Below are 22896 nucleotides of genomic sequence, written 5' to 3'. Positions count from 1 at the left end.
ATTTTATATTTTAGATTTTAGATTGGAAATGATGGATTATGTATGGGTTTCGAGCTTGTATGCGGTTGGATTTTTTTTGAAACTGGTATCGCAATCAAACTAATTGAAATAATGTTGACAGTGAAAGACCTGTCATGCAAAAATTCATACAGGTCTTTCAAGAACATAAAGGGCGATCGAATTATTTCTTAGTAATTCAAAATTCTAGTCGTCCTCTTGCTGGTCGTCATCACTAGGTTCAAACTGAAAAATACTGGAGCCAGCACGAGTAGACCAGGAGCCGCTCATGGAGGTGATGTTAGAAGTCTGCGTGCTGGGATCGTAGCTAGCTTGCTCTTCGGAAATGCCGTACTTGGGCGAGATGCTCAGGTGCATCATCAAAGGATTTGCTTTTTTGTCGAGAGCGAGTTGGGTAGTCGTCATAAGTTAGTTTCTTTGAGCGATGATTTGATATTCACAATGCTACAGCTTGCCAATTAATTTGTATAGTCGAAAAAGGTCGGATAAAGTCGTATAATATAAAAAGTTTTGATAAAGCTTTAATCGTTTTTGTATTCAAGGCGAAAATAGTCGGATCTAGACGGTTTTAGTTCGATCGCTCGGATATTGGGAGGAGGCGCGGGTGAACGTTAAGGAAGCACTGGCTTTTGCGGATGAAGTTGTCTTTGCGAAAACTGGCAAGCATTTAGATGATATGCAAGTTGGTGTGATTGAGGGCGTTTTGAAGCGGCAAAAGTACGGCGATATTGCCCAAGGGCTGAACTGTACTGAGGGTTATGCTAAAGATGTGGGCTACGAGCTATGGCAGTTGTTCTCTGATGCTTTTGGAGAAGAGGTTAATAAGTTAAATTTGCGATCGACGCTGATTCGCAAGTCGATGATTAGCAATGTTACTGGAGGCGTTATTAATGGCCATCATGTCGCTCATAATAATGTAATTGGATCGCTGAATATCTGCACGTCATCTGAAGAGTCGCCTGAGTTTTTGCGGGGAAAGCAGCGGGCGAAAATTGAGGCGATTGCTCGCTTGCAAGCAGTAGGTTTGAGCGACGAGCAAATCGCGCAATGCTTGGATATGACGCTAGAAGAGATTCGACAAGTCGATTTAACAGAATAGAAGTAGTCACTACAAACGAATTTTAGTAGTTGTAGGGTGCGTCGCCATTAAAAATCTCTAACTCAATATCGACAATCTCATAGCGACGCACCGGGCGAAATAGGTATCAGGTGCGTCAGCTTGGAGATTTTCGATTATTTACAAAATCATCGAAGCTGACGCACCCTACGATTCTAATTCATCTTAAATGCCCCAGGCGATAAATGAAATAACTCAGCTAATTTCTGAATTTGACTCACCGTCAGTTCCCTGTTACCATTCAAAACCTCAGCCACCAAAGACTCAGTAGAAAAAATATCAACCAAGTCTTTTTCTGAAAGAAGACCGGGCGGTTGAAACCGCGTCTATACAGACAAAACCCGCCTCCGCGGGTTGAAGACCCGGCCGTTTAAATTACGTTGTTTTCTTCAGTCCACGGAGGTGGACATTGTTTGTGTAGACGCGGTTTCAACCGCCGTCTTATTGGGGATTCTCGCTTTTCCATCCCCAATCAACCAAAATTCAACGGATCGACATCAATAGTCAGACTAACAGAACGCGGCGTACGATCGCGCAACCCGACTAAATCCGACAAATCCAGCGACTCATCCAAAGGTAACTTCAGCAAAATCTGCCACCGATAGCGGTTCGCCACCCGCATAATCGCCGCCGGTGCAGGCCCCAACATCTCGCAGCCAGACGCCGAAAGTCGATCGATATACTGTTGACAAACAGACGCCAATTGTACCGCAGTCACCGCCACCTCCGCCGCATCCACACTACTCAACCGCAACAAAATCAACCGCCCCGAAGGTGGATAATTCAGCGCCGCCCTTTCTGCTAATTCCGTCTCCACAAAACTTGTATATTCGTGCCGCCTCACAGCTTGAACCACTCGATGTTCGGGAGTGTAAGTTTGAATAATTACCCGCCCCGGATCGTCGCCTCTACCCGCACGGCCCGCAACTTGAGTTAAAGTTTGAAAAGCCCGTTCGCTGGCGCGATAATCCGATAAATTCAGCAATCCATCAGCAGACACAACTCCCACCAATGTAACTTGAGCTAAATCTAAACCCTTCGTCAGCATTTGCGTACCAAGTAAAATATCAGCTTCCCCATTCGCAAATTGAGTTAACAATCGGCGGTGATCGCCCTTATTTCTAGTAGTATCGCTATCAAACCGAATCGCCCGCAATTCTGGAAACAATCTCGTTAATTCCTGTTCCACTCGCTGAGTGCCGCTACCGAAGTTTTTGAAGTAAGGAGAACTGCATTCTGGACAATTTTGAGGATGTCTTTCCGTGTGGTTGCAGTAGTGACAGCGCAGGATTTCTGCTGTGCCTTCGCCGACCTGGTGATAAGATAGAGAAACATCGCAATTCGGGCATTCCATCACGTAGCCGCAACTCCGACAAGAGACAAACGTGCTGTGTCCTCGGCGGTGAATAAATAGGATGCCTTGCTGTTGTCTTGCTTGCAATTGTTCCAGGGCATTTTGCAAAGAAGTGCTGAAAATCGAGCGGTTCCCTTGCCGCAATTCTTGGCGCATATCGACTACTTCCACGGGCGGCATTGGGCGGGAATAAATGCGAGTTGGTAATGATAAATAATGGATAGTTGGTAACGAGTTATAATCTCGGCGCGTCCCTACTAATGTCTCTAAAGCTGGCGTTGCGGAACCTAAAATTAACGGACAATTTTCTAATTCGGCGCGCCATTTTGCAACCGTGCGGGCGTGGTAGCAGGGCGCTGGTTGGTCTTGTTTGAAGCTGCTGTCGTGTTCTTCGTCGAGGATAATTAAGCCGAGGTGCGGTAATGGTGCGAAAATGGCCGATCGCGTGCCGATGACAATTTGCGGCGTTCCAGTCAGCATCTGGCGCCATGTATCGTAACGTTCGCCGTCGGATAGGCCGCTGTGGTACACGCAAATTTGCTCGCCAAACCGGGCGCGGAATCTGTCTGTCAGTTGCGGTGTCAAGCCGATTTCCGGGACGAGCACGAGGGCGGATTTGCCGCTGGCGAGGATTGGGGCGATCGCCTGCAAATACACTTCAGTCTTACCAGAACCGGTAACGCCGTGCAACAGCACTTGACGGAATCCCGAAAAACTGTTAATAAACCCTAAAGCTTCAGCTTGAAAACGAGTTAAAGTTTTCGGTGCATCGGGTAATTGAGCAATTCCGCGATCGCCCCTGAGAACTTCCCTTTGATCGATGACAACGCTACCTTTCTGTTCCAAATTTTTGACAACCGAAGCACCCGCGCTGCAAATTCTCAGCAAATCATTCATCCACATTTCACCGCCGCCGCGCCGCAAAACTTCCAATACTTCTTGTTGGCGCTTAGTTAAATCCGTGACAAAGGCGCTGGGGATTAATATCACTGCCGGTTTGAGTTGTGGTTTCGGAGGATTGGGCGGTTCTAAATAACTTTCTACCCAACCGCGTTGCAATAAATCTTTCAATCCCCGATAACTTCCCTTGACTTGGCGCTGAAGGTATTGCCAAGTGTAATCGCCCTTTTTTTGAGCTTGCAGCAATTGCAAAATTTGACTGGCGGCGGGATTCAAAAATGTTTCGGCATTTGGAGAAACAGCATCTTTAATTAACCTAATCCGGCGCACTGAACGGCTTAACAAACCGGGTGGCAGCGAAGCTCTAATTACTTGAATTAATGTTGTACAATAATAAGCAGATACTCGTTCGAGCAATTGCCAGTAAGTAGGCGGAAAAAAGCCCGTACTGACAACATCTTCGACATCTTTCACCCGCCCCGGATCTAAGTCTGCCGGCAGTTGAGAAACGAACCGAATTGCGATCGCCCCTACCTGTTGGCTGCCAAAGGGTACACTCAAAATATCCCCCGGCTGCACGTTCAATTCCGCAGGTAAGCGATAGGTAAATAACTTGTTTTCCTCCCCCGGCGAGTCCCCCGCGCCCCTGAAAGGAGAGTCCACCAACACCTCGATCCACTGTGCCGATGTGGTGGGGCGTTGCGGCGGTTGGCTGCTACCGTAGGATGCCCCGGCCTCTGCCGCGGAGGGGGTTAATAAACCAAAAGTGACAGTAGACATAGGGTTTCACATCAAACTAGGAGGAGCCGCGGTCATAGGGAGTTTTTATTATCCCTCAGTTTAGCTTATTAAGACTAAAATCCCTGAAAAATCTCGCTTCTAACTTAGTCTAGATCCCCCTAAATCCCCCTTAAGAAGGGGGACTTTGAGAATACTCCTGTCCCACCCCCTACTCCCCTTTTTTAAGGGGGTTAGAGGGGATATAGATCCTAATAGTCAGACAGCAGAGTGATAATACATTCGCAGCTCAAATTGACACACTTTGCTCGCGGCGCCGTTTCATTAGCCGATATCTGTAAATTAGTCAACTAAAAATATAGCCTTTCTCAAAAAAGTGAGGTATGCCCGCTAGTCTTATGCGGGTGCATCTGGTTTTTGAAGCCTGAAGAAGCATGACCGCATATAAGTTATTAGTTATAATCCCATATTGACGGAGGTCATGCTTCGCCCCTACGGATATATTTGCCTTGCGCCAGATGCACCCTCTTATGCCCTATGCCCTATGCCCTATGCCCTATGCCCTATGCCCCATGCCCATTAGTACCTCATCTTTCTGAGAAAGGCTACAGCTTAGATTAACTGCGGGATTTGGCGATCGGAATCTCGATCGCAAATTCAGTCCCTTCTCCCACTGTCGATATGCACTCCAACCTCCCGCCGTGTTTGTCCACCACAATTTGATAGCTAATTGATAGCCCCAAACCTGTACCTGTACCCACTGGTTTTGTCGTAAAGAAAGGGTCAAAAATTTTTGTTTTCACTGCGTCATCTATTCCCGGCCCATTATCCTTAATACTGATTTTTACCAAATTGTTTTTTGAAATAAATGTACTAATTATAATCTGACCTTGAGAGTGAGCTTGATGTTTTTGGGAATCGTGATTTTCGGGATTGTGCAAAGCATATATAGAATTACTCAAAATATTCATAAATACTTGATTTAGCTGCCCCGCATAACATTCAATGAGTGGCAAATCTCCATAATCTTTGACAATCTCAATCTCCTTAAAATTGGGTTTGGCTTTGACAGCACTCTGTAAAATCAAAAGCGTGCTATCAAGTCCTTGATGAATATTCACTGGTTTGAGGTCTGATTCATCCAAGCGAGAGAAATTTCGCAAACTTAGTACAATTTCACGAATGCGATTAGTACCCACTTTCATTGAAGACAATATTTTCGGCAGATCCTCGCCGACAAACTCCAGATCGCTATCTTCAATCAAATCTGCAATTTCCGCCTTAGGATTCGGATATTCCTGCTGGTACAAATCGATTAAACTTAATAGGTTGTGACTGTAGGTACTAACGTGAGAAAGATTGGCGTGAATGAAATTAACAGGGTTATTAATCTCGTGGGCTACACCAGCGATCATTTGACCGAGGGAAGACATTTTTTCTGTTTGAATTAGTTGAGCCTGGGTTTTCTGTAAATCTTGCAGAGTTTGTTTGAGTTGTTTAGATTGAGCAGTAGCAGTAGCCGCAAGTTTATCCTTAAGTTCTAAAATTTGACGCATTTCTGCCTCAGCGTGCTTGCGCTTGGTGATGTCAAAGATTACTCCGTCAAGCCAGAGAAGATCGCCGTTTTCATTAAATATGCCTTGACCTTTGTCTGACACCCATCTCACAGTCTTATCCGCTCTAATAATGCGGTACTCGATGATATAATCCCGTTTTTTCAAGATTCTTTTATCGATAATCTTCTGTACCATTGCTGCATCTTCAGCATGGATGATACTGTTAAAACTTCGCACTCGATTGTCAATAAAATCGGTGGCGGAGTAGCCCGAAATATCTGCGATCGCATCACTGATAAACTCGATCGTCCAGTCGGCATCGAATACCCATCGATAAACCGCACCCGGGAGATTGGAAACCAAGCTTCTGAAACGTTTCTCGCTGTCTTGGAGCACCTCCGTATCAGACTGAATGCGATCGCCCATTTGGTTAAAAGCGGCCGCAATCTGAGCAAGTTCATCAGATCCTCCCAGTTGCGCGCGCGCGTCCAATTTTCCTTGGCTGAAGCTATTGCTCGCTGCTACCAGCCTCGCAGCCCGCCCTGTCAAGGTTTTATCAAAAAACAACCAGACAATTATGCAAAATACAGCTAACCCAATACTCGTTTCGGCCGATCGCTGCAAAGTATCTGCATAAGATTGCTGCTTGAATAACAAAATATCATACTCTACCAAAAGAATGCCGACTCTCGAAGGGCGAACTTCTCCCGGCTGGGCCCCCAACAAAACCGGATAAATTGCCCAGGTACTCTCTTTATTTTGAGCAAGCTTGACTTCTCCTGACATCTTTTCCCGAACTTTGAAAAATTCTTCTGGCAAATAGTTAGGTAACGAGATTTCGGCGATCGGGTGATTCCGCAATTCGTAACGGGTTGCCAAAATTACTCGGTTATTTTCATCACAAAGCAACGCTAAGCGGATATTTCGCTCGCTACCCAACTTGCTAATTGCGATTTCCACTTGCTCAACATCTCCTCTGCGGTACAAATATTCCAGCATTCCTGAGATTTGATTTGCAGAAAACTTTAAATCGTTAATTCCTTTTTCTTCTTGCCGCCGATACGACTGATGTACCTCTCGTTCAAAAGAAAATAAACCCAGCAAACTGCCGAAAGTCAACAGGATTAAAGGAATTGATAAACGTAGAGAAAAAGGGAATTGTTTCATAGTTAGAAATGATATAAATTTGAGTTCCTAGATTGTTGTTGCTAATTTCAACCCAAAATATGCAAATCAATAGTCACTTAAAACTCATATTTGTTCCCGACTAACTAGAATTATAATCGATCAATATTTCACTTTTTTGACCAATTTGTCGTCCAACAAAGGAGCAGGATTTACAGCTTTTGGCAGCAACTTGTTTTCTAGCATCACTTGAGACAATCGCTTGACGCCATTCAGCAATGACGGATCTGTTTTCCCTAGTAACTTTTGATTTTCTTGGAGGCTTGGACTGCTCAGCCCTTTTAAAGATTCTAAGAATTGTTCTGGAGTCACTCCTGTACGGGGAGCTATGCGACTAGCAGCATCCTGGGGATTTTTTGTCAAGTAATCTAGGGCGCGAAACCGACCGTCAACTAAAGCCTGCAAAGCCTTGGGCTGCTTGTTAATTACATCGTCGCGTACTATCAGAACATCGACAATTTCACCGGGGATTTGCGAACTATCAAACAGTTGTTTTGCGCCTACTGCTAGCAGCTTTGTCCGAGCATATCCAAAGGTAACAACAGCATCTACCTTTCCATCTTTAAAAGCTCGTTCATGTTCCGATACTCCTAAAGAAACAATTTTGATATCTTTAGGTGACATACCTTTTTGTTCTAAGGCACGGGTAATTATGAATGCTCCTAGTGCAGTAGATTCGACGCCTACTGGTCGGTTTTTTAAGCCTTGCAAATTTGGAATCTCTGGTTTGCCGAGAATCACATCCCCACCGTTAGAAAAATCCATTACAACTACAATCTTTACGTCGGGATTGGTTGCTGCCAATACCAAAGCTTGGTCGATGGATATGCCCGCTGCTTCAATTTCTCCATTTCGATAGGCTCGTACCTCTTCTGTACCTGAAGGGTAATCTACTAATCGAATAGGAGTATTGTCATAGTACCCTAAACTGCGAGCCAAGTACAGAGTTTCATAGCCAGGCCAAACATTGGCACCGACTCGCAAAGGGGCTTCTGCTTTCGTGCAACTAGCTAATATCACTGTACACAGGGTGACTGTCGCAATGCCAAGCATAAAGCTTTTTAGTTTCCGGCTCACTTTTTTCCAAAACTTGAGGTCAAACATCAGAAGATTTTTCAGCATATACTTAGGTAAGCTCCTGCTTATTGATTAGTAAATTATACTTGTTGGTCAGCACTTAAGTTCAGGTGGTGCGATCGCCAATATTGACCAATATATTCAATATAAACACCGATCGCCAACTTCTAGCAGCGACTTGAAAGTGAATAATTGCCCTGCAACAAATAACCTGTGACCAACAACTTTGTAGCCAACCTGCGTGGGTACAAGTATTAACACCAGTTTTATAAAGTTTTGCGATAAAAGTATTCGTAGGATGTGTCGCTTGCGATAAATTACTGGCATTGAATTGCAAATCTGATAGCGACGCACCTTACCCATCGGGTAGAGCAAGCCCAACAATTGTTTTGTAGCACGATTTGTTATAAATGATATGAATAGCATTGCGATCGAGTTTTGCGATAAAAGAAGTGTTGGGAAAGAGTGAAACGGATGATTATTTACACCGCAGAGAGTTTGTCAGGTGCGTCGCGGTGAGATTGTGGATATGCAAGTTGAGGTATCCCAATGCCAAATGCCCTGTTTGCCAAATGCCCTGTTTGCCAAATGCCCTGTTTGCCCAATGTCCATGAGTACCTCATATGGGAGATGGAAAGGCTATAACTCCCATGTGTCGATCGCACTTACACACCAGCGCCATTTTATGGTAGGAATTAATACTTGCGAGAAAATCGACACAGCAGTTCACATTGGGAGAGTATTGAATGTCAGGTAGCGAAGTCCGTGCAGACTTTTGGATGAGCGAGTACATTACCCCTTGGGATATTTACGTTCACGGCATCATCGGCGTGCTCGCTTACAAAAAAACAGCCTATCAGGAAATGTACGTAGTTCAAACCGGCACCTACGGCAAAGGCTTAGTTTTGGACGGGAAATGGCAATCTTGTACGGGCGACGAGTTTCTGTACCACGAACCCCTCGTGCACCCAGCCATGATTGCTCACGGTTCGCCCAAAAAAGTGCTAGTTCTCGGCGGTGGCGAAGGAGCTACAATTAGAGAAGTGTTGCGCTGGAAAAGTGTTGAAAAAGTAGTGATGGTAGATATTGACGGCGAAGTAGTAGAAGCTTGCCGCGAACACCTGCCAGAAATGCACCAAAACGCCTTTGACGACCCCCGTTCCGAAGTAGTAATCGGCGACGCTTTGGACTATTTAGACAACACAGATAACGATTGGGATATTGTGATTTCCGACTTATCCGATCCCATTGAAGAAGGCCCATCTTTCCAGTTGTTTACCAAGGAGTATTTTGAGAAAGTCCGCAAAATACTGTCACCTAACGGGTATTTCGTAGTGCAAGCGGGCCCCGTTTCTCCAGCAGAAATGAAAATGCACGCCCGCATTGTCAACACCCTGAAATCGGTTTTCCCCAACGTTCAATCCTGCACCAGCTTTATTTCTACCTACGGAGCTCCTTGGGGTTTTGCGGTAGCTTCCAGCCAAGAAATAAACACGCGGCCAGAACCTGAAGTTACCGACAAATTGCTCGCCGACAAAACAATTGGTGGGTTGCGGATGTTAGACGGGATTACACTGTTGGGACTGATGCAAGTTCCCGGTCACTTACGAAAAGTAATCGCCGAGGAAACCGAAGTTTATACGATCGCAGCACCACCTAAATTTTTCGGGAAAGGGTCTGTCGGTCAGTGAAGTTAAATTGAAAGAGAAAAGTCGTTTGGAGTAACTCACATGGGCAGTTTAATCCGCATAGTCGCTGCAATTTTTATTCCCCCGCTGGGCGTATTTTTAACCGTCGGAATTGGTACTGATTTTTGGATCAACCTGCTTCTAGCTATTTGGGTAATTGCCAAGCACGATCGGGGCTAGGTTGATATCAAAAAGACCTGTAAGGGCGGGTTCACAAACAATATCTGTCAGCAGCGCAGGGATATATAAACCCGCCCCAACCCAACAAATAACTAACAGGCTGCATCAATTTTGATTATCATGGAATAATGCAGGTTGATATTATCTGTGGGGTGGGGGTGGGTTTATTTACATTGTTGGTTGGTGTTCGATATTGTTGGTTAACCCACCCCTACGATAATTGCTAAGATAATGCAGGTTGATATTTTCTGTGGGGTGGGGGCGGGTTTATGTAAATTGTTGGTTGGCGTTAGATATTGTTGGTGAAAGGGCCCCTACCACAATTAACGATCGCAAAAATCGACTTCTTCACAAACCAATTCAGCGATTTTCCGCGCCGCCCCAGACTCGCCGCGCACACTGCGGAGCCGATCGCCAATCCGTGCTAATTTATCAGGATGGCTCAAATAGTCGATCGCCAGATCCGCCACAACATCCGCCTCCAGCCGCCCGATCAACTCCGGCACAATCTCCTCGCCCGCCCAGATATTCGGCCAAGCATAAAGCTTTCCCCTCCCCAATTGCAGAATCAGCCAATTAATCCCCGTCGCAAAAACAGAACCGACTAACGGCAAATTTGCCAACAATCCCGGCAAACCATCCCAAGCTTTCATCGCATCCAACTGCTGCGTCGGAATCAACACAATCATCGGTACAGCTAACGAACCCAATTCCGCAGTATTCGCCCCCACAGTAGTCAAACACAGGCTGCATTCTGATAGCAAATCGTAGGCAGGAGTTTGCGTCCAAAGTTCTATTTGTAAGCCATTTGCTGTCTGCAAAAACGGCGATTCTGTTAAATGAAGTTCCGCGCTAGCGTTGGAAAATAAATGCAAGCAGGGATTTTGTTCAGCGTCGGCAAAACGTGCTAGAGTTTGCACATCTAAGCTCGGAGCAACCGGAATTACAAAGCGCGTTTCAGGGCGGACTCGATGGATCGATTGGGCGATCGCCAAACACAACGGTACACCTAAAGCTAATTTTGCCGCCTTAGAACCCGGTAACAATCCAATTAACTCTATTTCCCGTCGGGGTTGTACGCCGTCTTTTGTCTCCGATTTGCGATCGCCTACTTCCGCAATCAAATCTCCCACAACTGTAAATTTATCAGCATATTTTTGCGGAACTTTAGCCAAAACTTCCGGTTTCATCGCCGCAAACCTATCAATCCAGCGATACCACCGCGCGTCCCATTCCGCATAGGTAACAGTGCGATATTTTAGCCTTTTGCCAATAACAACCGTAAAAAATTGGTCGCCGCCTAAAAACAAAACAACTCCCGTTTCATACCAATCCCAATTTTGGGCAGTTTTGCCCGATAATAAAAATCGAAAAAAATGCTCCGGTGCTTGCACTCTATCCACTTCTGGGTAGCTCAATGCGATTTCTGCTTCTTTTCCCGTGGCGTGCGGACAGGGGGACAGCACCACCGAGATTCGCGCTTCTGTGCCCTTGTTTGCCAATTGCTGGCGCAATGCTTGCACGGCGGGACGCACCCATGTTGCTAATTCTCCGGGCCCGTTGGAAAGGATTAAAATATCGACTGTCATAGGATTTAAGATTTAAAAGGATACAAGGGAGAATTTATGACAGATTTAATGGATGCCGTCAAGATGGGTGATGTGGCGGCTGTGGAATGTGCGATCGAACAACGTGCAGATATCAACGCCAAAGATGACGAAGGCGCGACGGCTTTGACGGCTGCGGCTGAGGTTGGCAATGCTGATATTGTCAAAAAATTGCTCGCAGCAGGTGCGGATGCTAAGAGTCAGGATAATGACGGTTGGACGGCGTTAATGAGTGCCGCTGCTGCCGGACATACCGAGATTGTACAGCTTTTGCTGGATGCGGGGGCGGATGTGAATGCTAAAACTGCTTTTGGTTTGACGGCTTTGATGAGTGCAGCGGGTAGCGGGCGCGCTGATGTTGTGCAGGTTTTGATCGATCGAGGTTCCGATCTCAAAGCCAAGGATAATAATACTTGGACTGCGTTAATCTGGGCATCTTCGGAAAAGCACCAAGATGTGGTTGAGGTTTTGAAGCTGGCGCGCGATCGCCATTAACAACTTAGCAACCGGGTTTATCAAATAAACCCGGTTTCTGGATGATATAATTAATTAATAAATTTGCCATTTTTATATCATGGTACTATTCGATCGAGAAATGCGTTTGCCAACTAGCGCCGAACTCCCTTCTTCGGATGATACTCCAGTGGATAACGAAAATCAAAACTTTCTTCCCAACTTACTGTTATTCTTGCTCAAATTTCACTGGCGCGAGCGGAATGACTGGTTTTTTGCGGTGGATATGGGAGTTTATCACACGACGGGAGTAAGTCATCTAGTTCCAATCGTTCCTGACGGCTTTCTAAGTCTGGGTGTCGAAAGATTCAAAGGCGATACTTTGCGCCTCAGTTACGTCCTGTGGGAAGAAAATAATATTCCCCCGATTTTTGCCCTAGAGATTGTTTCTCAAACTTACGGCGGTGAATACGATAAAAAAATTGAGATTTATGCGCGGTTGGGCGTGCTATACTATGTGATTTACAATCCCTACTACTGGCGGCGAGACCAACAGCAACCGTTTGAAGTTTATCGTTTGGTAAATGGCGAGTACGAACAGCAAATTGGTGAACCTTTTTGGATGCCGGAAGTGGGTTTAGGAATTGGTCGAGGTCGGTACAGCGATGGGGAACGACAGTTGGAGGTTTTGTACTGGTTTGACGAACGAGGTACTAGGTATTTGACGGCTGAAGAATTGGTGGCTCAATATCGCGATCGCTTTGGCGAGTTGCCGGAATAGCAAAGCGCGATCGCCATTTTGTTTCAATGGGCGATTCCACCCATCAAATTCAACACCCACTCATTAATCGCTTCTGGATTTTTAGCCTAATAAAAAGTATGAAAAACTATTTAATGATTCTGGCAATCGATTCAAGTTCAAATTGCCGCCACCTTTAATTACGGCGATCGTGTCCAATACTATCGCACCAGATGAGCTATCTGAGAATTTTGTTTGAATTTGTAAATCTAGATTATTGTTGATAGGAGACAGAATGTACCAATCTAAATATCCTCCCAGCCGGATACTGTCCTGACCTTGTGTAAAGTTCTGAATTGTAGCAAAACCAGGCCCATTGTAGAAAACCTCAATGTTGACCAATGCAGATCTAATACCCATTGGCGTAGTCGTACCCAATAGGAATTCATCCTGACCTGTACCACCAATCAGAGTATCAAATTCATTGTCGCCCTTACTTTCATAAACCGTGAAGATCCCACTTGTGAGAACATTAGGGACACTTCTACCTACTTCAACTCCAATGAGTCTGGTATTCCCCGCCCCGAAACCAGTAACAATATCATTACCAGAAGTTCCGACAAAAGTCGCAGTACGATTAGGATCAAATTGTCCTAATTTCAGATAGTGTTCTCTGCCAGTTTTAAACACTCCTGAATTGACAAGTGACCTGATATCGCCAGTGAAATAATCCGGTTCAGAGAAAGAAGTCGCAAACAGACCATCTTTGATTCCGAATTTAATGAAATGCTGGTAACCATTTTTAAAGGTTCCATTTTGAATAAACGGTAACAAATCTCGATTATTTGCTACATAAAATGCTTGGTCGTAGTCAGGCGATACTCGCGTGCGACCTTCTTCGTAACCAAACTGGATAAAGTGGTCTAAACCAGAAGCAAAAGGCGCGTTTGGATTGCTTGAGTTGCGGATTGAGGGAACAATATCTGGATTTTGAGCTAGATAGGTTTGTTCGTCAAAGTAACGCGATACTGCGGTGAGGCCACCAGCTTGACCAAATTTTTCAAAGTGTTCTCTGCCAGATTTGATGATTCCTGCATCAAGTGCTGGTTTCAGCCACGGATACTGTGAAAGGTAGTATTGTTCGTCGAAGATGTCATAGTTTGTCATGCCATTTACCTGATTTTTAGTCTACAGATTTGTTTGTTAAAATCAACCCACTATTACTAACTCTACTAGCTCATTATGTCAAGTTAAGTATTATCTAGCAGCATTTTTTTTGCTGGTAGACACAAAAGGGCGATCGCAAGAAAACTCAAAAGCCATCAATCATCAGTATCAACTAATGACCAATGACTAATGACTAATGACTAATGATTAATGACCAATGACTAACCGATCGCGAAAGTACCGTTACCATTAGATTGGATGAAACTCAAATTCAAGTTTGCACCTCCTTCAATCACGCCGAGTACATCTCCAAAACGCTGGATTGACAAATTGCCACCAACAGGAGTCAGGCTGTAACCGCTTAAAGAATTTCCTTGCAGTTGGATCAAATCATTTTCTATGTCGAAGTTGCGAATCGTAGCTTGACCGTTACCTGTATACAGCGCTGCGGCGGAGGGATTCCCGGCTGATGCAGGAACTCCGAGGACGAATGTATCAACTCCCGGGCTGCCAATTAGGACATCGAATTCATTAGTTCCAAAGCTTTCATACTGCCGGTTTCCGTTGCGATCGATACCTACTTCTACTCCCACAAGTTCGGTATTCCCCACGCCAACGCCTGTGATAATGTCGTTGCTACGGCTGCCAACAAAAGTTGCGTCGCGGCTTGGCTCGTTTTTCCCGAAATTGAAGTAGTGTTCCCGACCAGTTTTCAAATTTCCAGAGTTGACAAATGGCACAATATCAGGATTTTTCTTTAAGTATTCCGGTTCAAAAAATGAAGTTCCAAAACGGCCTTCTTTGGCCCCGAATTGAATGAAATGCTGGTATCCTGATTTGAAAGGTGCATTAGCCCCGATAAACGATCGCAATTCTGAGTTATTTGCCAAATAAAAATCTTCGTTGTACTCAGGCGATACTTTAGTGCGGCGCTGTCCTTCATCGTAACCGAACTGAATAAAGTGATCGAGGCCGGTGGCAAAAGGCGCGTTTGGGTTGACAGTTTTGACAAAGGGTGCGAGATCTGGGTTGCCTGCAAGGTAAGTAGCTTCGTCAAAATAACGCGATACTTTAGTTAAGCCACCTGCTCTACCAAATTTTTCAAAGTGTTCTTTGCCAGATGCGATTACTCCGGCATCAATGGCCGGTTTGACCCAAGGATATTGGGCGAGGTAGTATTTTTCGTCGAAAATTGCGTAGTTAGCCATGTTTTATACCTATGGTTTTGATGAGCTTGATTGTGAATACCAATTAGCTTTTCATTGACTCGATCGCGGATCGGGAACTTACAGCAGATTCCAGGTTTATGAAGTACGCCTCGGATCGAGAAATTCCGGTAGGGACACGGCATTGCCTTGTCCCTACTGCACTTCATAAACCTGGCATATACTGTATAGAATTCAGAAGTTATAAAATGGTTTTAAGTTCCTAGGCAAATATTGAGTTTTGTGACATACAAATTACTAGAATTTTTTATTCTATGTTCATAGATTATGCCTTTTCCCCCTCAATTAACTGCTCTATCGCAAGTATGATCTGTTATACAAAAGTTCGAGCTTGTTTCGGGATTTTTTTTCTCAAAGGTTTGTTGATTTTTGGGGATTTTTTTATGATAGCTTGCTTTAAACATATTTTATAAGATATGTCAAGTAAATTTTTGTAAAGATAATTTGGAGCATTTGCTCAAGGAATTTGTAAAATAATGTAACTAAAAATTGCAATAAATTTGTCGAATTGTGTAATTAGCAGGATCGAATCGCCTAATGGCAAGCGTTTTCTGGTAAAAATGCTTAGGGGACAAAAAAATTCCCGATTGCCGAAAACAGCATCTTAAAGGAGCCTAACCGGATGTTCACTCACGTCAAGCCCACCATTCGCCACGTCGTGCCGGAAAACTTGCAGGGGCGATCGCTCATGAAGGTGGTCTATGTCGTACTAGAACCGCAGTATCAAAGCGCCCTCTCCGCAGCGGTTCGAGCGATAAATAACAAAAATCCGAATCTGGCAATAGAAATCAGCGGCTATCTGATCGAAGAACTCCGCAGCCCGGAAAATTACGAGGCCTTCAAGCGGGATGTGGCTGATGCCAATGTATTTATTGCTTCTCTAATTTTTATCGAAGATTTGGCCGAAAAAGTGGTAGCGGCTGTGGAACCGCTGCGCGACAGCTTGGATGTCGCCGTCGTCTTCCCGTCGATGCCTGGGGTGATGCGACTCAATAAAATGGGCAGTTTCTCGATGGCGCAGTTGGGACAAAGCAAAAGCGCGATCGGCGAATTCATGAAAAAACGGAAGGAAAAATCCGGTAGTTCCTTCCAAGACGGAATGCTGAAACTGCTGCAAACTTTGCCGAAAGTGCTGAAATATTTGCCGATCGACAAAGCTCAAGATGCCCGCAACTTCATGCTAAGTTTCCAGTATTGGCTGGGCGGTTCCCAAGAAAACTTGGAAAACTTCTTGCTGATGCTGTCACATAAATATGTATTCAAAGGCCAGGAACAGTTAACTTTTCAAGAACCTGTTGTCTACCCCGACATGGGGATTTGGCATCCTTTAGCACCGTCCATGTTTGAGGATGTCAAAGGATATCTGAACTGGTATAATGCCCGCAAAGATATTTCCGCAGACCTCAAAGATCCCCTCGCACTTTGCATTGGTTTAGTGTTGCAGCGCACTCACTTAGTTACTGGAGATGACGCGCACTACGTAGCAATTGTGCAGGAATTGGAGGCAATGGGGGCGCGGGTGTTACCGATTTTTGCAGGCGGTTTGGACTTCTCGAAACCGGTTGAAAGCTTTTTCTTGGAAGTTGGGCCCAAAGGTGTGGCACCGCTGCCGATCGTAGATGCGGTAGTTTCTCTGACTGGTTTTGCGTTGGTTGGCGGCCCGGCGAAACAAGATCACCCAAAGGCGATCGAGACTTTGAAAAAGCTCAACTGCCCTTATATGGTGGCTTTGCCGCTGGTTTTCCAAACGACGGAAGAGTGGGAAAATAGCGATTTGGGCTTGCACCCGATTCAAGTTGCTTTGCAAGTGGCGATTCCTGAGTTGGATGGTGCGATCGAACCAATTATTTTGTCGGGTAGAGATGGCGCAACTGGAAAGGCGATCGCCCTGCAAGATAGAATCGAGGCGATTTCCCAGCGCGCCATGAAATGGGCAATGCTGCGGCGCAAACCAAAATTAGACAAGAAAGTTGCGATCACAGTCTTCAGCTTTCCGCCCGACAAAGGCAACGTCGGCACAGCCGCTTACTTGGACGTTTTCGGCTCAATTTACGAAGTATTGAAAGCCCTAAAAGGTAACGGTTACGACTTGCCAGAACTGCCGGATTCCGCCGAAAAACTGATGCAAGAAGTCATCCACGATGCAACAGCCCAATACCAAAGCCCGGAATTGAATATTGCTTACCGGATGTCGGTAGCTGAATACGAAGAATTCACTCCTTACTCGGAACGTTTGCAAGAAAATTGGGGCCCGCCTCCTGGGCATTTGAACAGCGACGGACAAAATTTGCTGATTTTCGGCAAACATTTCGGCAACGTATTTATCGGAGTGCAACCTACCTTTGGATATGAAGGCGATCCGATGCGGTTGTTATTCTCTCGTTCTGCTAGTCCGCACCACGGTTTTGCTGCTTACTACACTTATTTAGAGCGCATTTGGGGTGCGGATGCGGTGCTGCACTTCGGCACTCACGGTTCCCTAGAATTCATGCCTGGTAAGCAGATGGGAATGTCTATCGATTGTTATCCCGACAGTTTGATCGGCAAAATTCCTAACCTTTATTATTACGCCGCGAACAATCCCAGCGAGGCAACAATTGCTAAGCGTCGCAGTTATGCTGAAACCATCAGCTATCTGACTCCTCCGGCTGAAAATGCTGGTTTGTACAAAGGTTTGCAGGAACTCAGCGAGTTGATTGCTTCCTATCAAACTTTGAAGGATACGGGCCGGGGTGTGCCGATTGTGGATGCGATCGTCGAAAAATGCCGTTTGGTCAATTTGGACAAGGATATCGCCTTACCTCCGGAACAGGAAAGAGGCGTTGCTGCGGGCATGACTGCGGAGGATCGGGACAATTTAGTTGGCTTGGTTTACCGCAAGTTGATGGAGATTGAGTCGCGGTTGTTACCTTGTGGTTTGCACGTTGTTGGGAAGCCACCGACTGCGGAAGAGGCGATCGCAACACTCGTCAATATCGCTAATTTAGACCGGGAAGAAGACGGATTAGTCAGTTTGTCGCGGATTATTGCTCTAAGTTGCGATCGGAATATTGACGATATCTACACCAACAACGACAAAGGCATTTTAGCAGATGTCGAACTGCTGCAAAACATCACCTTAGCCTGTCGCGATGCCGTCACCGCTTTAGTCAAAGAACAAACCGATGCTGAGGGTCGAGTTTCCCTAGTTTCCAAGTTAAATTTCTTCAACATGGGCAAGAAAACACCTTGGATTGAATCCTTACACGCAGCCGGTTACAAAAAAGTCGATGTAGAGCTAATTAAACCGCTCTTTGAGTATCTCGAATTCTGCTTACAGCAAGTTTGCGCCGACAACGAATTAGGCGCACTGTTACGCGCGTTAGAGGGCGAATACATTATCCCCGGCCCAGGCGGCGATCCGATTCGCAACCCGGATGTTTTGCCGACTGGCAAGAATATGCACGCTTTGGACCCGCAGTCAATCCCTACGACGGGGGCGATTAAGTCTGCTAAGGTTGTAGTCGATCGGCTATTAGAAAGACAGCGCACTGATAACGACGGCAACTATCCCGAAACCATCGCCGTTGTGCTCTGGGGAACCGACAACATCAAGACTTACGGCGAATCCCTCGCGCAAGTAATGTGGATGGTGGGAGTGAAGCCAGTTCCCGACGCTTTAGGCCGCGTCAACAAACTGGAATTGCTGTCTTTAGAAGAATTAGGACGGCCTCGAATCGACGTAGTAATTAACTGTTCCGGCGTATTCCGCGACTTGTTCATCAACCAAATGAACCTGTTAGATAAAGCCGTGAAAATGGCAGCAGAAGCCGACGAACCCTTAGAAATGAACTTCGTCCGCAAACACGCATTGAAGCAAGCCGAAGAAATGGGAATTAACCTGCGCCAAGCAGCCACCCGCGTCTTTTCCAATGCTTCCGGTTCCTATTCATCTAACGTCAACTTGGCGGTAGAAAACAGCACTTGGGAAAGCGAAGCCGAGTTGCAGGAAATGTACCTAACCCGCAAATCCTTCGCCTTTTCTTCCGACAATCCCGGAACAATGGAACAAGACAGGCAGATTTTTGAATCATCCTTAAAAACTGCTGAAGTCACCTTCCAAAACTTAGATTCTGCGGAGATTTCGCTAACCGACGTGTCGCACTATTTCGACTCCGATCCGACAAAACTGATCGGCAGTTTGCGCGCCGATGGCAAGAAACCAACATCCTTCGTTGCTGATACCACAACAGCCAACGCCCAGGTACGGACGCTATCAGAAACCGTGCGTTTAGATTCGCGGACAAAGCTGCTGAATCCGAAGTGGTACGAGGGGATGTTATCGCACGGATATGAAGGCGTGCGGGAGATTTCTAAGCGTCTGGTGAATACGACTGGATGGAGTGCGACTGCGGGCGCTGTGGATAATTGGGTGTATGAGGATGTGAACGGTACGTTTATCCAAGATGAGGAGATGCAGAAGCGTTTGCTTAACTTAAATCCTCACTCATTCCGCAAGATTGTGAGCACTTTGCTTGAGGTGAATGGCCGGGGTTATTGGGAGACTTCGGAGAGTAATTTGGACAGGTTGCGTGAGTTGTATCAGGAGGTGGAGGATCGGATTGAGGGGGTAGAATAGGATAGTTTGAGGCAGGCTTTCGGGCCTGCCTCTACATTCTCTATAAACTACTTATTTTGTGTTTCAAATCCCCATACTAGCCTAGCTAAGTTAACGAGCATTTCTTGACGCTTGTCTATGGCTTTGGAATCCCAAACATCAAACTGAGTAAGATTAAGATGATTTACAGTACGGTTTAATTGCGTGTTATTCCCTACACCAGGCTTTTCAACAAGGGAACGAGGGAGCAAAAGCTGTGACTGCTTATAACCGCTTTTCTTAGCATCATAGGTCGAGTCAGAAAGAGAACTGTTGATTGTCTTCTCTAAAAGAACCAAGTTACCAAGCTTTTCAACATAAGAACCATACTCATTCGGTTTGTCAAATTTACTTCTCAGCTCAGGGTTGACTGATTTTGGTAGTATGTGTTCAATAGTTATTGATTTATCTAAGTATCTATCTAACTGGCTAGCATTACTGTAAGCTTGGTTGTCCACAAATTGAGTTATTTTAGCTAGTACATAGCGAATACGATATGTAGCTATTTTAGATTCTGTTAATTCACGGAAAGCAGAATTAAACTCATTAGATAAAGATACGAATTTATCTATAAAATAAAATTCAATAAAAGCTTCAAATTGTTCTCGATTTTTTACTTGCAGTAGGTCTTGACTCCACTGGGAAAAATCACGAATCATATTGATGTCCTTACGAGTCGAACGAGTAATAGTGTAAGTAAATAAAAGATTTTCAATGTGATAACATAATTCTGTGAATAAATCCTTGGGCAGTTCTCTTGCCGCAAGAAGTAAGATAAAGTGTTGACTATACCTTCCTTGTAGCTTTTTAATATTCTTCAAGAATTGATTATCAGAACCATCAACATTTTTACATTTAGTAAAGTTGCTGAAGTCTTCACTTGCTTTGATTAAAGTATCCACAAACTTCAAAGGAAATTTATCTATTTTATATCTGCTACCTTCCTTAGTAAACCAATCATATACAGCTTCTTCAGGAAAGTTATTCTGCAAATTAACTGCATAGTGAGACATAATATAGTAACGCAAGAAGCGCATAGGATCTTCTTTAGAATCATGAATCGTATTAATCATTTTATCCCATCGTTTTTTTAACTCTTTCCAATGAAGTTTTAAATCTTTACTTTCTTGTTTAGATGTATTGATAAATAAGTAGTTTTTAAGTAAGTCCATAGAGTTTAACCCAACTCCACGATGGTTGATTGTCTCAAAAACTTTAAGAGCACTCTTCAAGTTTAACGTTCCAATTCTAATTAATTTAACTCGACTGGTAAAAGTACCAGAAAATTGTAGCCTTTTTTCAACACTAGACCCAAAACGGGACAACAAGAATTCCCTAATTGTTTCATAAGCCTCGACCAGCTTAGTAGCTGATTCAGAGGCTGTTTTATCAATATTTGAAATATTACTTTTACTGTCAGCAATAATTTCTAAAACTTTGCCCCCATCTCCATATTGAAGAGTTAGTCGATATCTATCTATGTCTAGACCAGTCTTAGTATCTTGATCGACTCCTGCTATTAAACCTTCTATCGCTTTTGATGTCTTTCCTGATTCAATAATCACAAAATCTCGAATGGCACAGAAAAGCAAATATATTGTTGTTAGCCTTTGCTGACCATCAATTAATTGAAAAGTTCCGTTATCTGGATAGACAACAAGAGAGCCTAAAAAATACTCGCTATCCTCTAGTGGTTCGTCATTATCATATAATTCATCAATAATATCTACAAGCAATTTTTCAACATTTTCATCAGCCCATACATACTCCCGCTGAAAGTCTGGTACTGCATAAAACTCTTTAAAGAGATCGGCTATACTTAAATTGTGAGATTCAATTCTGGGTGCAGTTGCCATAATAATTTTTGGTTAACCTTTGAAGGAATAACCATTATCTTAGCATAGAGTAACCTCATGTTTGCTTGTATAGGGATCGCTGCTCGGCTTTCCCCGTAATCGGACTTTAGGGAGTATTCTAGAAAAAACAGGTACAGCCATGATGACTTACAAAGGTTACAGTGCTAACATTGAAGTAGATTTAGAAGCGGAAATTCTTTTCGGGCGAGTGCTTGACATTAATGACATAGTGACTTTTCAAGCACAAACTATTGAAGAAGCGCGCCAAGAATTTCAAAACTCGATCGATGATTATTTGGAGTTTTGCAAAGAATTGGGACAGGAACCCGATCGACCCTATAATTAAGTTAGCTCCATTAACGAGGTAAACTATGTCACTAACTGTAACCGAATATAAATATGTAGAATTAGACGAGAAGAATACGCCTATCATCACAGGGACTACGATGAAAGTAGTTGAATTAATGACTTCGGTAAAAGCTTACAGCTTGAGTCCTGAAGAATTACTGGAAAGCTATCCTCACCTAACTTTGAGTAAAATTTACTCTGCTTTAGCCTACTACTGGGATCATAAACAAGAGCTTGATGCAGATATGCAGCGCCGATTCGACTATGCCGAAAAGTTGCGATTAGAAGCGGGCGAATCTCCTTTGGCTAAAAAACTCCGCGCCCAAGGATTAATTAAATGACTATAGCTTTGTACATGGATGAGAATGTGCCTCTACCGATTGCAAAGGGATTGAGACAAAGAGATGTAGATGTTTTGAGAGCTCAAGAAGATAACCATCAAAACACGCCAGACCATATTATACTCGATCGCGCAATGGATCTTCAGCGTGTTATTTTTACACAAGACGACGATTTTTTAGCCATAGGTAACAGCCGCCAGCAAGAAGCAGTAAATTTTGCTGGCGTTATCTATGCCCATCAACAGAATGTAACTTTTGGTGATTGCATTCGTGACTTAGAAATTGTTGCTAAGGTTAGCGAACCAGAAGATTTAGTTAACCGCGTTCAGTACCTACCTTTATAGCCAACTTCTTATTTGGATAGGGGTAGGGTGTGCCTTACCCCTAACACAAAATTACTTCACCCTAGTCACATTTTTTTGCGGTTTGCGATCGTTGTGTTGTTCGCGGTAAGCGTCAATTATTTCTACAGTACAACCTGCAATCATTGACGCAAACGTACTTACTATTACACTTTGTTGATAGTAAATAGTCACACCACCTGCAAAGCAAATAATTGCCATCTTGACCAGTAGAATTTGGGTAGCTAAAAACTGACGGCGTTGGGAGTTGGGAACTCTGACACCATTAAAACGTTTGATCTGTGGCATATGTTAGAATGATTGTGTGTTTTAATTTCAATGAAGGCACCAGGTTAGTTATCGGTGCCT

General features: G+C 44.4%; 19 protein-coding genes. 9 read left to right on the top strand and 10 right to left on the bottom strand.

What is annotated here, in order from left to right:
* Nucleotides 1–204 precede the first annotated feature (204 nt).
* Complete coding sequence (locus tag JGK36_RS09935) at nt 205–423, bottom strand: hypothetical protein (RefSeq protein WP_293189187.1); 219 nt, start codon at nt 421–423, stop codon at nt 205–207.
* Nucleotides 424–622: 199 nt separating this feature from the next.
* On the opposite strand from JGK36_RS09935, the gene JGK36_RS09930 reads away from it, so the two are divergent.
* Nucleotides 623–1117, top strand: coding sequence for a hypothetical protein (locus JGK36_RS09930; protein WP_293197744.1), 495 nt, complete (start codon nt 623–625; stop codon nt 1115–1117).
* A 173-nt stretch (nt 1118–1290) separates the two neighbouring features.
* Here JGK36_RS09930 and JGK36_RS09925 read toward each other — a convergent pair whose 3' ends face one another.
* The 4 genes from JGK36_RS09925 to JGK36_RS09910 all read right to left on the bottom strand — a co-directional run bounded on the left by JGK36_RS09925 (nt 1291) and on the right by JGK36_RS09910 (nt 7990).
* Nucleotides 1291–1422, bottom strand: a complete 132-nt coding sequence (locus tag JGK36_RS09925) for a hypothetical protein (RefSeq protein WP_293176642.1) — start codon at nt 1420–1422, stop codon at nt 1291–1293.
* A gap of 185 nt (nt 1423–1607) precedes the next feature.
* Complete coding sequence (gene priA, locus JGK36_RS09920) at nt 1608–4169, bottom strand: primosomal protein N' (RefSeq protein WP_293197741.1); 2562 nt, start codon at nt 4167–4169, stop codon at nt 1608–1610.
* Nucleotides 4170–4744: 575 nt separating this feature from the next.
* Entirely contained in the window at nt 4745–6850 is a 2106-nt protein-coding gene (locus JGK36_RS09915) for an ATP-binding protein (protein WP_293176646.1), read from the bottom strand.
* Between the two features lie 120 nt (nt 6851–6970).
* The gene (locus JGK36_RS09910) at nt 6971–7990 is read right to left on the bottom strand and encodes an ABC transporter substrate-binding protein (protein WP_293189179.1); all 1020 of its coding nucleotides are present in this window, start codon (nt 7988–7990) and stop codon (nt 6971–6973) included.
* A gap of 701 nt (nt 7991–8691) precedes the next feature.
* On the opposite strand from JGK36_RS09910, the gene JGK36_RS09905 reads away from it, so the two are divergent.
* Together JGK36_RS09905 and JGK36_RS09900 are read left to right on the top strand one after the other, a co-directional pair.
* Nucleotides 8692–9636, top strand: coding sequence for a fused MFS/spermidine synthase (locus tag JGK36_RS09905; RefSeq protein ID WP_293176650.1), 945 nt, complete (start codon nt 8692–8694; stop codon nt 9634–9636).
* Nucleotides 9637–9675: 39 nt separating this feature from the next.
* The gene (locus JGK36_RS09900) at nt 9676–9813 is read left to right on the top strand and encodes a YqaE/Pmp3 family membrane protein (protein ID WP_293200904.1); all 138 of its coding nucleotides are present in this window, start codon (nt 9676–9678) and stop codon (nt 9811–9813) included.
* A gap of 323 nt (nt 9814–10136) precedes the next feature.
* On the opposite strand, the gene JGK36_RS09895 is transcribed toward JGK36_RS09900, so the two are convergent.
* Nucleotides 10137–11402 (bottom strand): lipid-A-disaccharide synthase, encoded by a 1266-nt coding sequence (locus JGK36_RS09895; RefSeq protein ID WP_293196789.1) that lies wholly within the window; start codon nt 11400–11402, stop codon nt 10137–10139.
* Nucleotides 11403–11438: 36 nt separating this feature from the next.
* On the opposite strand from JGK36_RS09895, the gene JGK36_RS09890 reads away from it, so the two are divergent.
* Both JGK36_RS09890 and JGK36_RS09885 read left to right on the top strand, forming a co-directional pair.
* A complete protein-coding gene (locus tag JGK36_RS09890; protein WP_293196788.1) occupies nt 11439–11915 on the top strand; it encodes an ankyrin repeat domain-containing protein in 477 nt (158 codons plus the stop codon).
* A 79-nt stretch (nt 11916–11994) separates the two neighbouring features.
* Nucleotides 11995–12654 (top strand): Uma2 family endonuclease, encoded by a 660-nt coding sequence (locus tag JGK36_RS09885; RefSeq protein WP_293176658.1) that lies wholly within the window; start codon nt 11995–11997, stop codon nt 12652–12654.
* Nucleotides 12655–12735: 81 nt separating this feature from the next.
* On the opposite strand, the gene JGK36_RS09880 is transcribed toward JGK36_RS09885, so the two are convergent.
* On the bottom strand, nt 12736–13779 hold the full coding sequence (locus JGK36_RS09880) for a calcium-binding protein (RefSeq protein ID WP_293176660.1): 1044 nt from the start codon (nt 13777–13779) through the stop codon (nt 12736–12738).
* Between the two features lie 221 nt (nt 13780–14000).
* Complete coding sequence (locus JGK36_RS09875; RefSeq protein ID WP_293176662.1) at nt 14001–14987, bottom strand: calcium-binding protein; 987 nt, start codon at nt 14985–14987, stop codon at nt 14001–14003.
* A gap of 640 nt (nt 14988–15627) precedes the next feature.
* Here JGK36_RS09875 and JGK36_RS09870 point away from each other — a divergent pair.
* On the top strand, nt 15628–19623 hold the full coding sequence (locus tag JGK36_RS09870) for a magnesium chelatase subunit H (RefSeq protein WP_293196787.1): 3996 nt from the start codon (nt 15628–15630) through the stop codon (nt 19621–19623).
* A 47-nt stretch (nt 19624–19670) separates the two neighbouring features.
* On the opposite strand, the gene JGK36_RS09865 is transcribed toward JGK36_RS09870, so the two are convergent.
* A complete protein-coding gene (locus JGK36_RS09865; RefSeq protein ID WP_293196786.1) occupies nt 19671–21497 on the bottom strand; it encodes a DUF262 domain-containing HNH endonuclease family protein in 1827 nt (608 codons plus the stop codon).
* Nucleotides 21498–21636: 139 nt separating this feature from the next.
* Here JGK36_RS09865 and JGK36_RS09860 point away from each other — a divergent pair, with 139 nt between their 5' ends.
* The 3 genes from JGK36_RS09860 to JGK36_RS09850 are packed head-to-tail and all read left to right on the top strand — an operon-like array spanning nt 21637 to nt 22530.
* Nucleotides 21637–21843: a type II toxin-antitoxin system HicB family antitoxin gene (locus JGK36_RS09860; RefSeq protein WP_293196785.1), complete on the top strand. Its 207-nt coding sequence runs from the start codon at nt 21637–21639 to the stop codon at nt 21841–21843.
* Between the two features lie 25 nt (nt 21844–21868).
* Nucleotides 21869–22186, top strand: a complete 318-nt coding sequence (locus tag JGK36_RS09855; RefSeq protein WP_293196784.1) for a DUF433 domain-containing protein — start codon at nt 21869–21871, stop codon at nt 22184–22186.
* Nucleotides 22183–22530, top strand: coding sequence for a DUF5615 family PIN-like protein (locus tag JGK36_RS09850; RefSeq protein ID WP_293196783.1), 348 nt, complete (start codon nt 22183–22185; stop codon nt 22528–22530). Before JGK36_RS09855 ends, JGK36_RS09850 begins: the two co-directional genes overlap by 4 nt.
* A gap of 51 nt (nt 22531–22581) precedes the next feature.
* Here the strand turns inward: JGK36_RS09850 and JGK36_RS09845 are convergent, their stop codons facing one another.
* Nucleotides 22582–22836 (bottom strand): hypothetical protein, encoded by a 255-nt coding sequence (locus JGK36_RS09845; RefSeq protein ID WP_293196782.1) that lies wholly within the window; start codon nt 22834–22836, stop codon nt 22582–22584.
* Between the last annotated feature and the right edge of the window lie 60 nt (nt 22837–22896).

Source organism: Microcoleus sp. PH2017_35_SFW_U_B (assembly GCF_020737865.1).
GTDB lineage: Bacteria > Cyanobacteriota > Cyanobacteriia > Cyanobacteriales > Microcoleaceae > Microcoleus.
The sequence above is the reverse complement of the archived record's forward strand: the minus strand, read 5'-3'. Positions and strand labels throughout refer to the sequence as shown.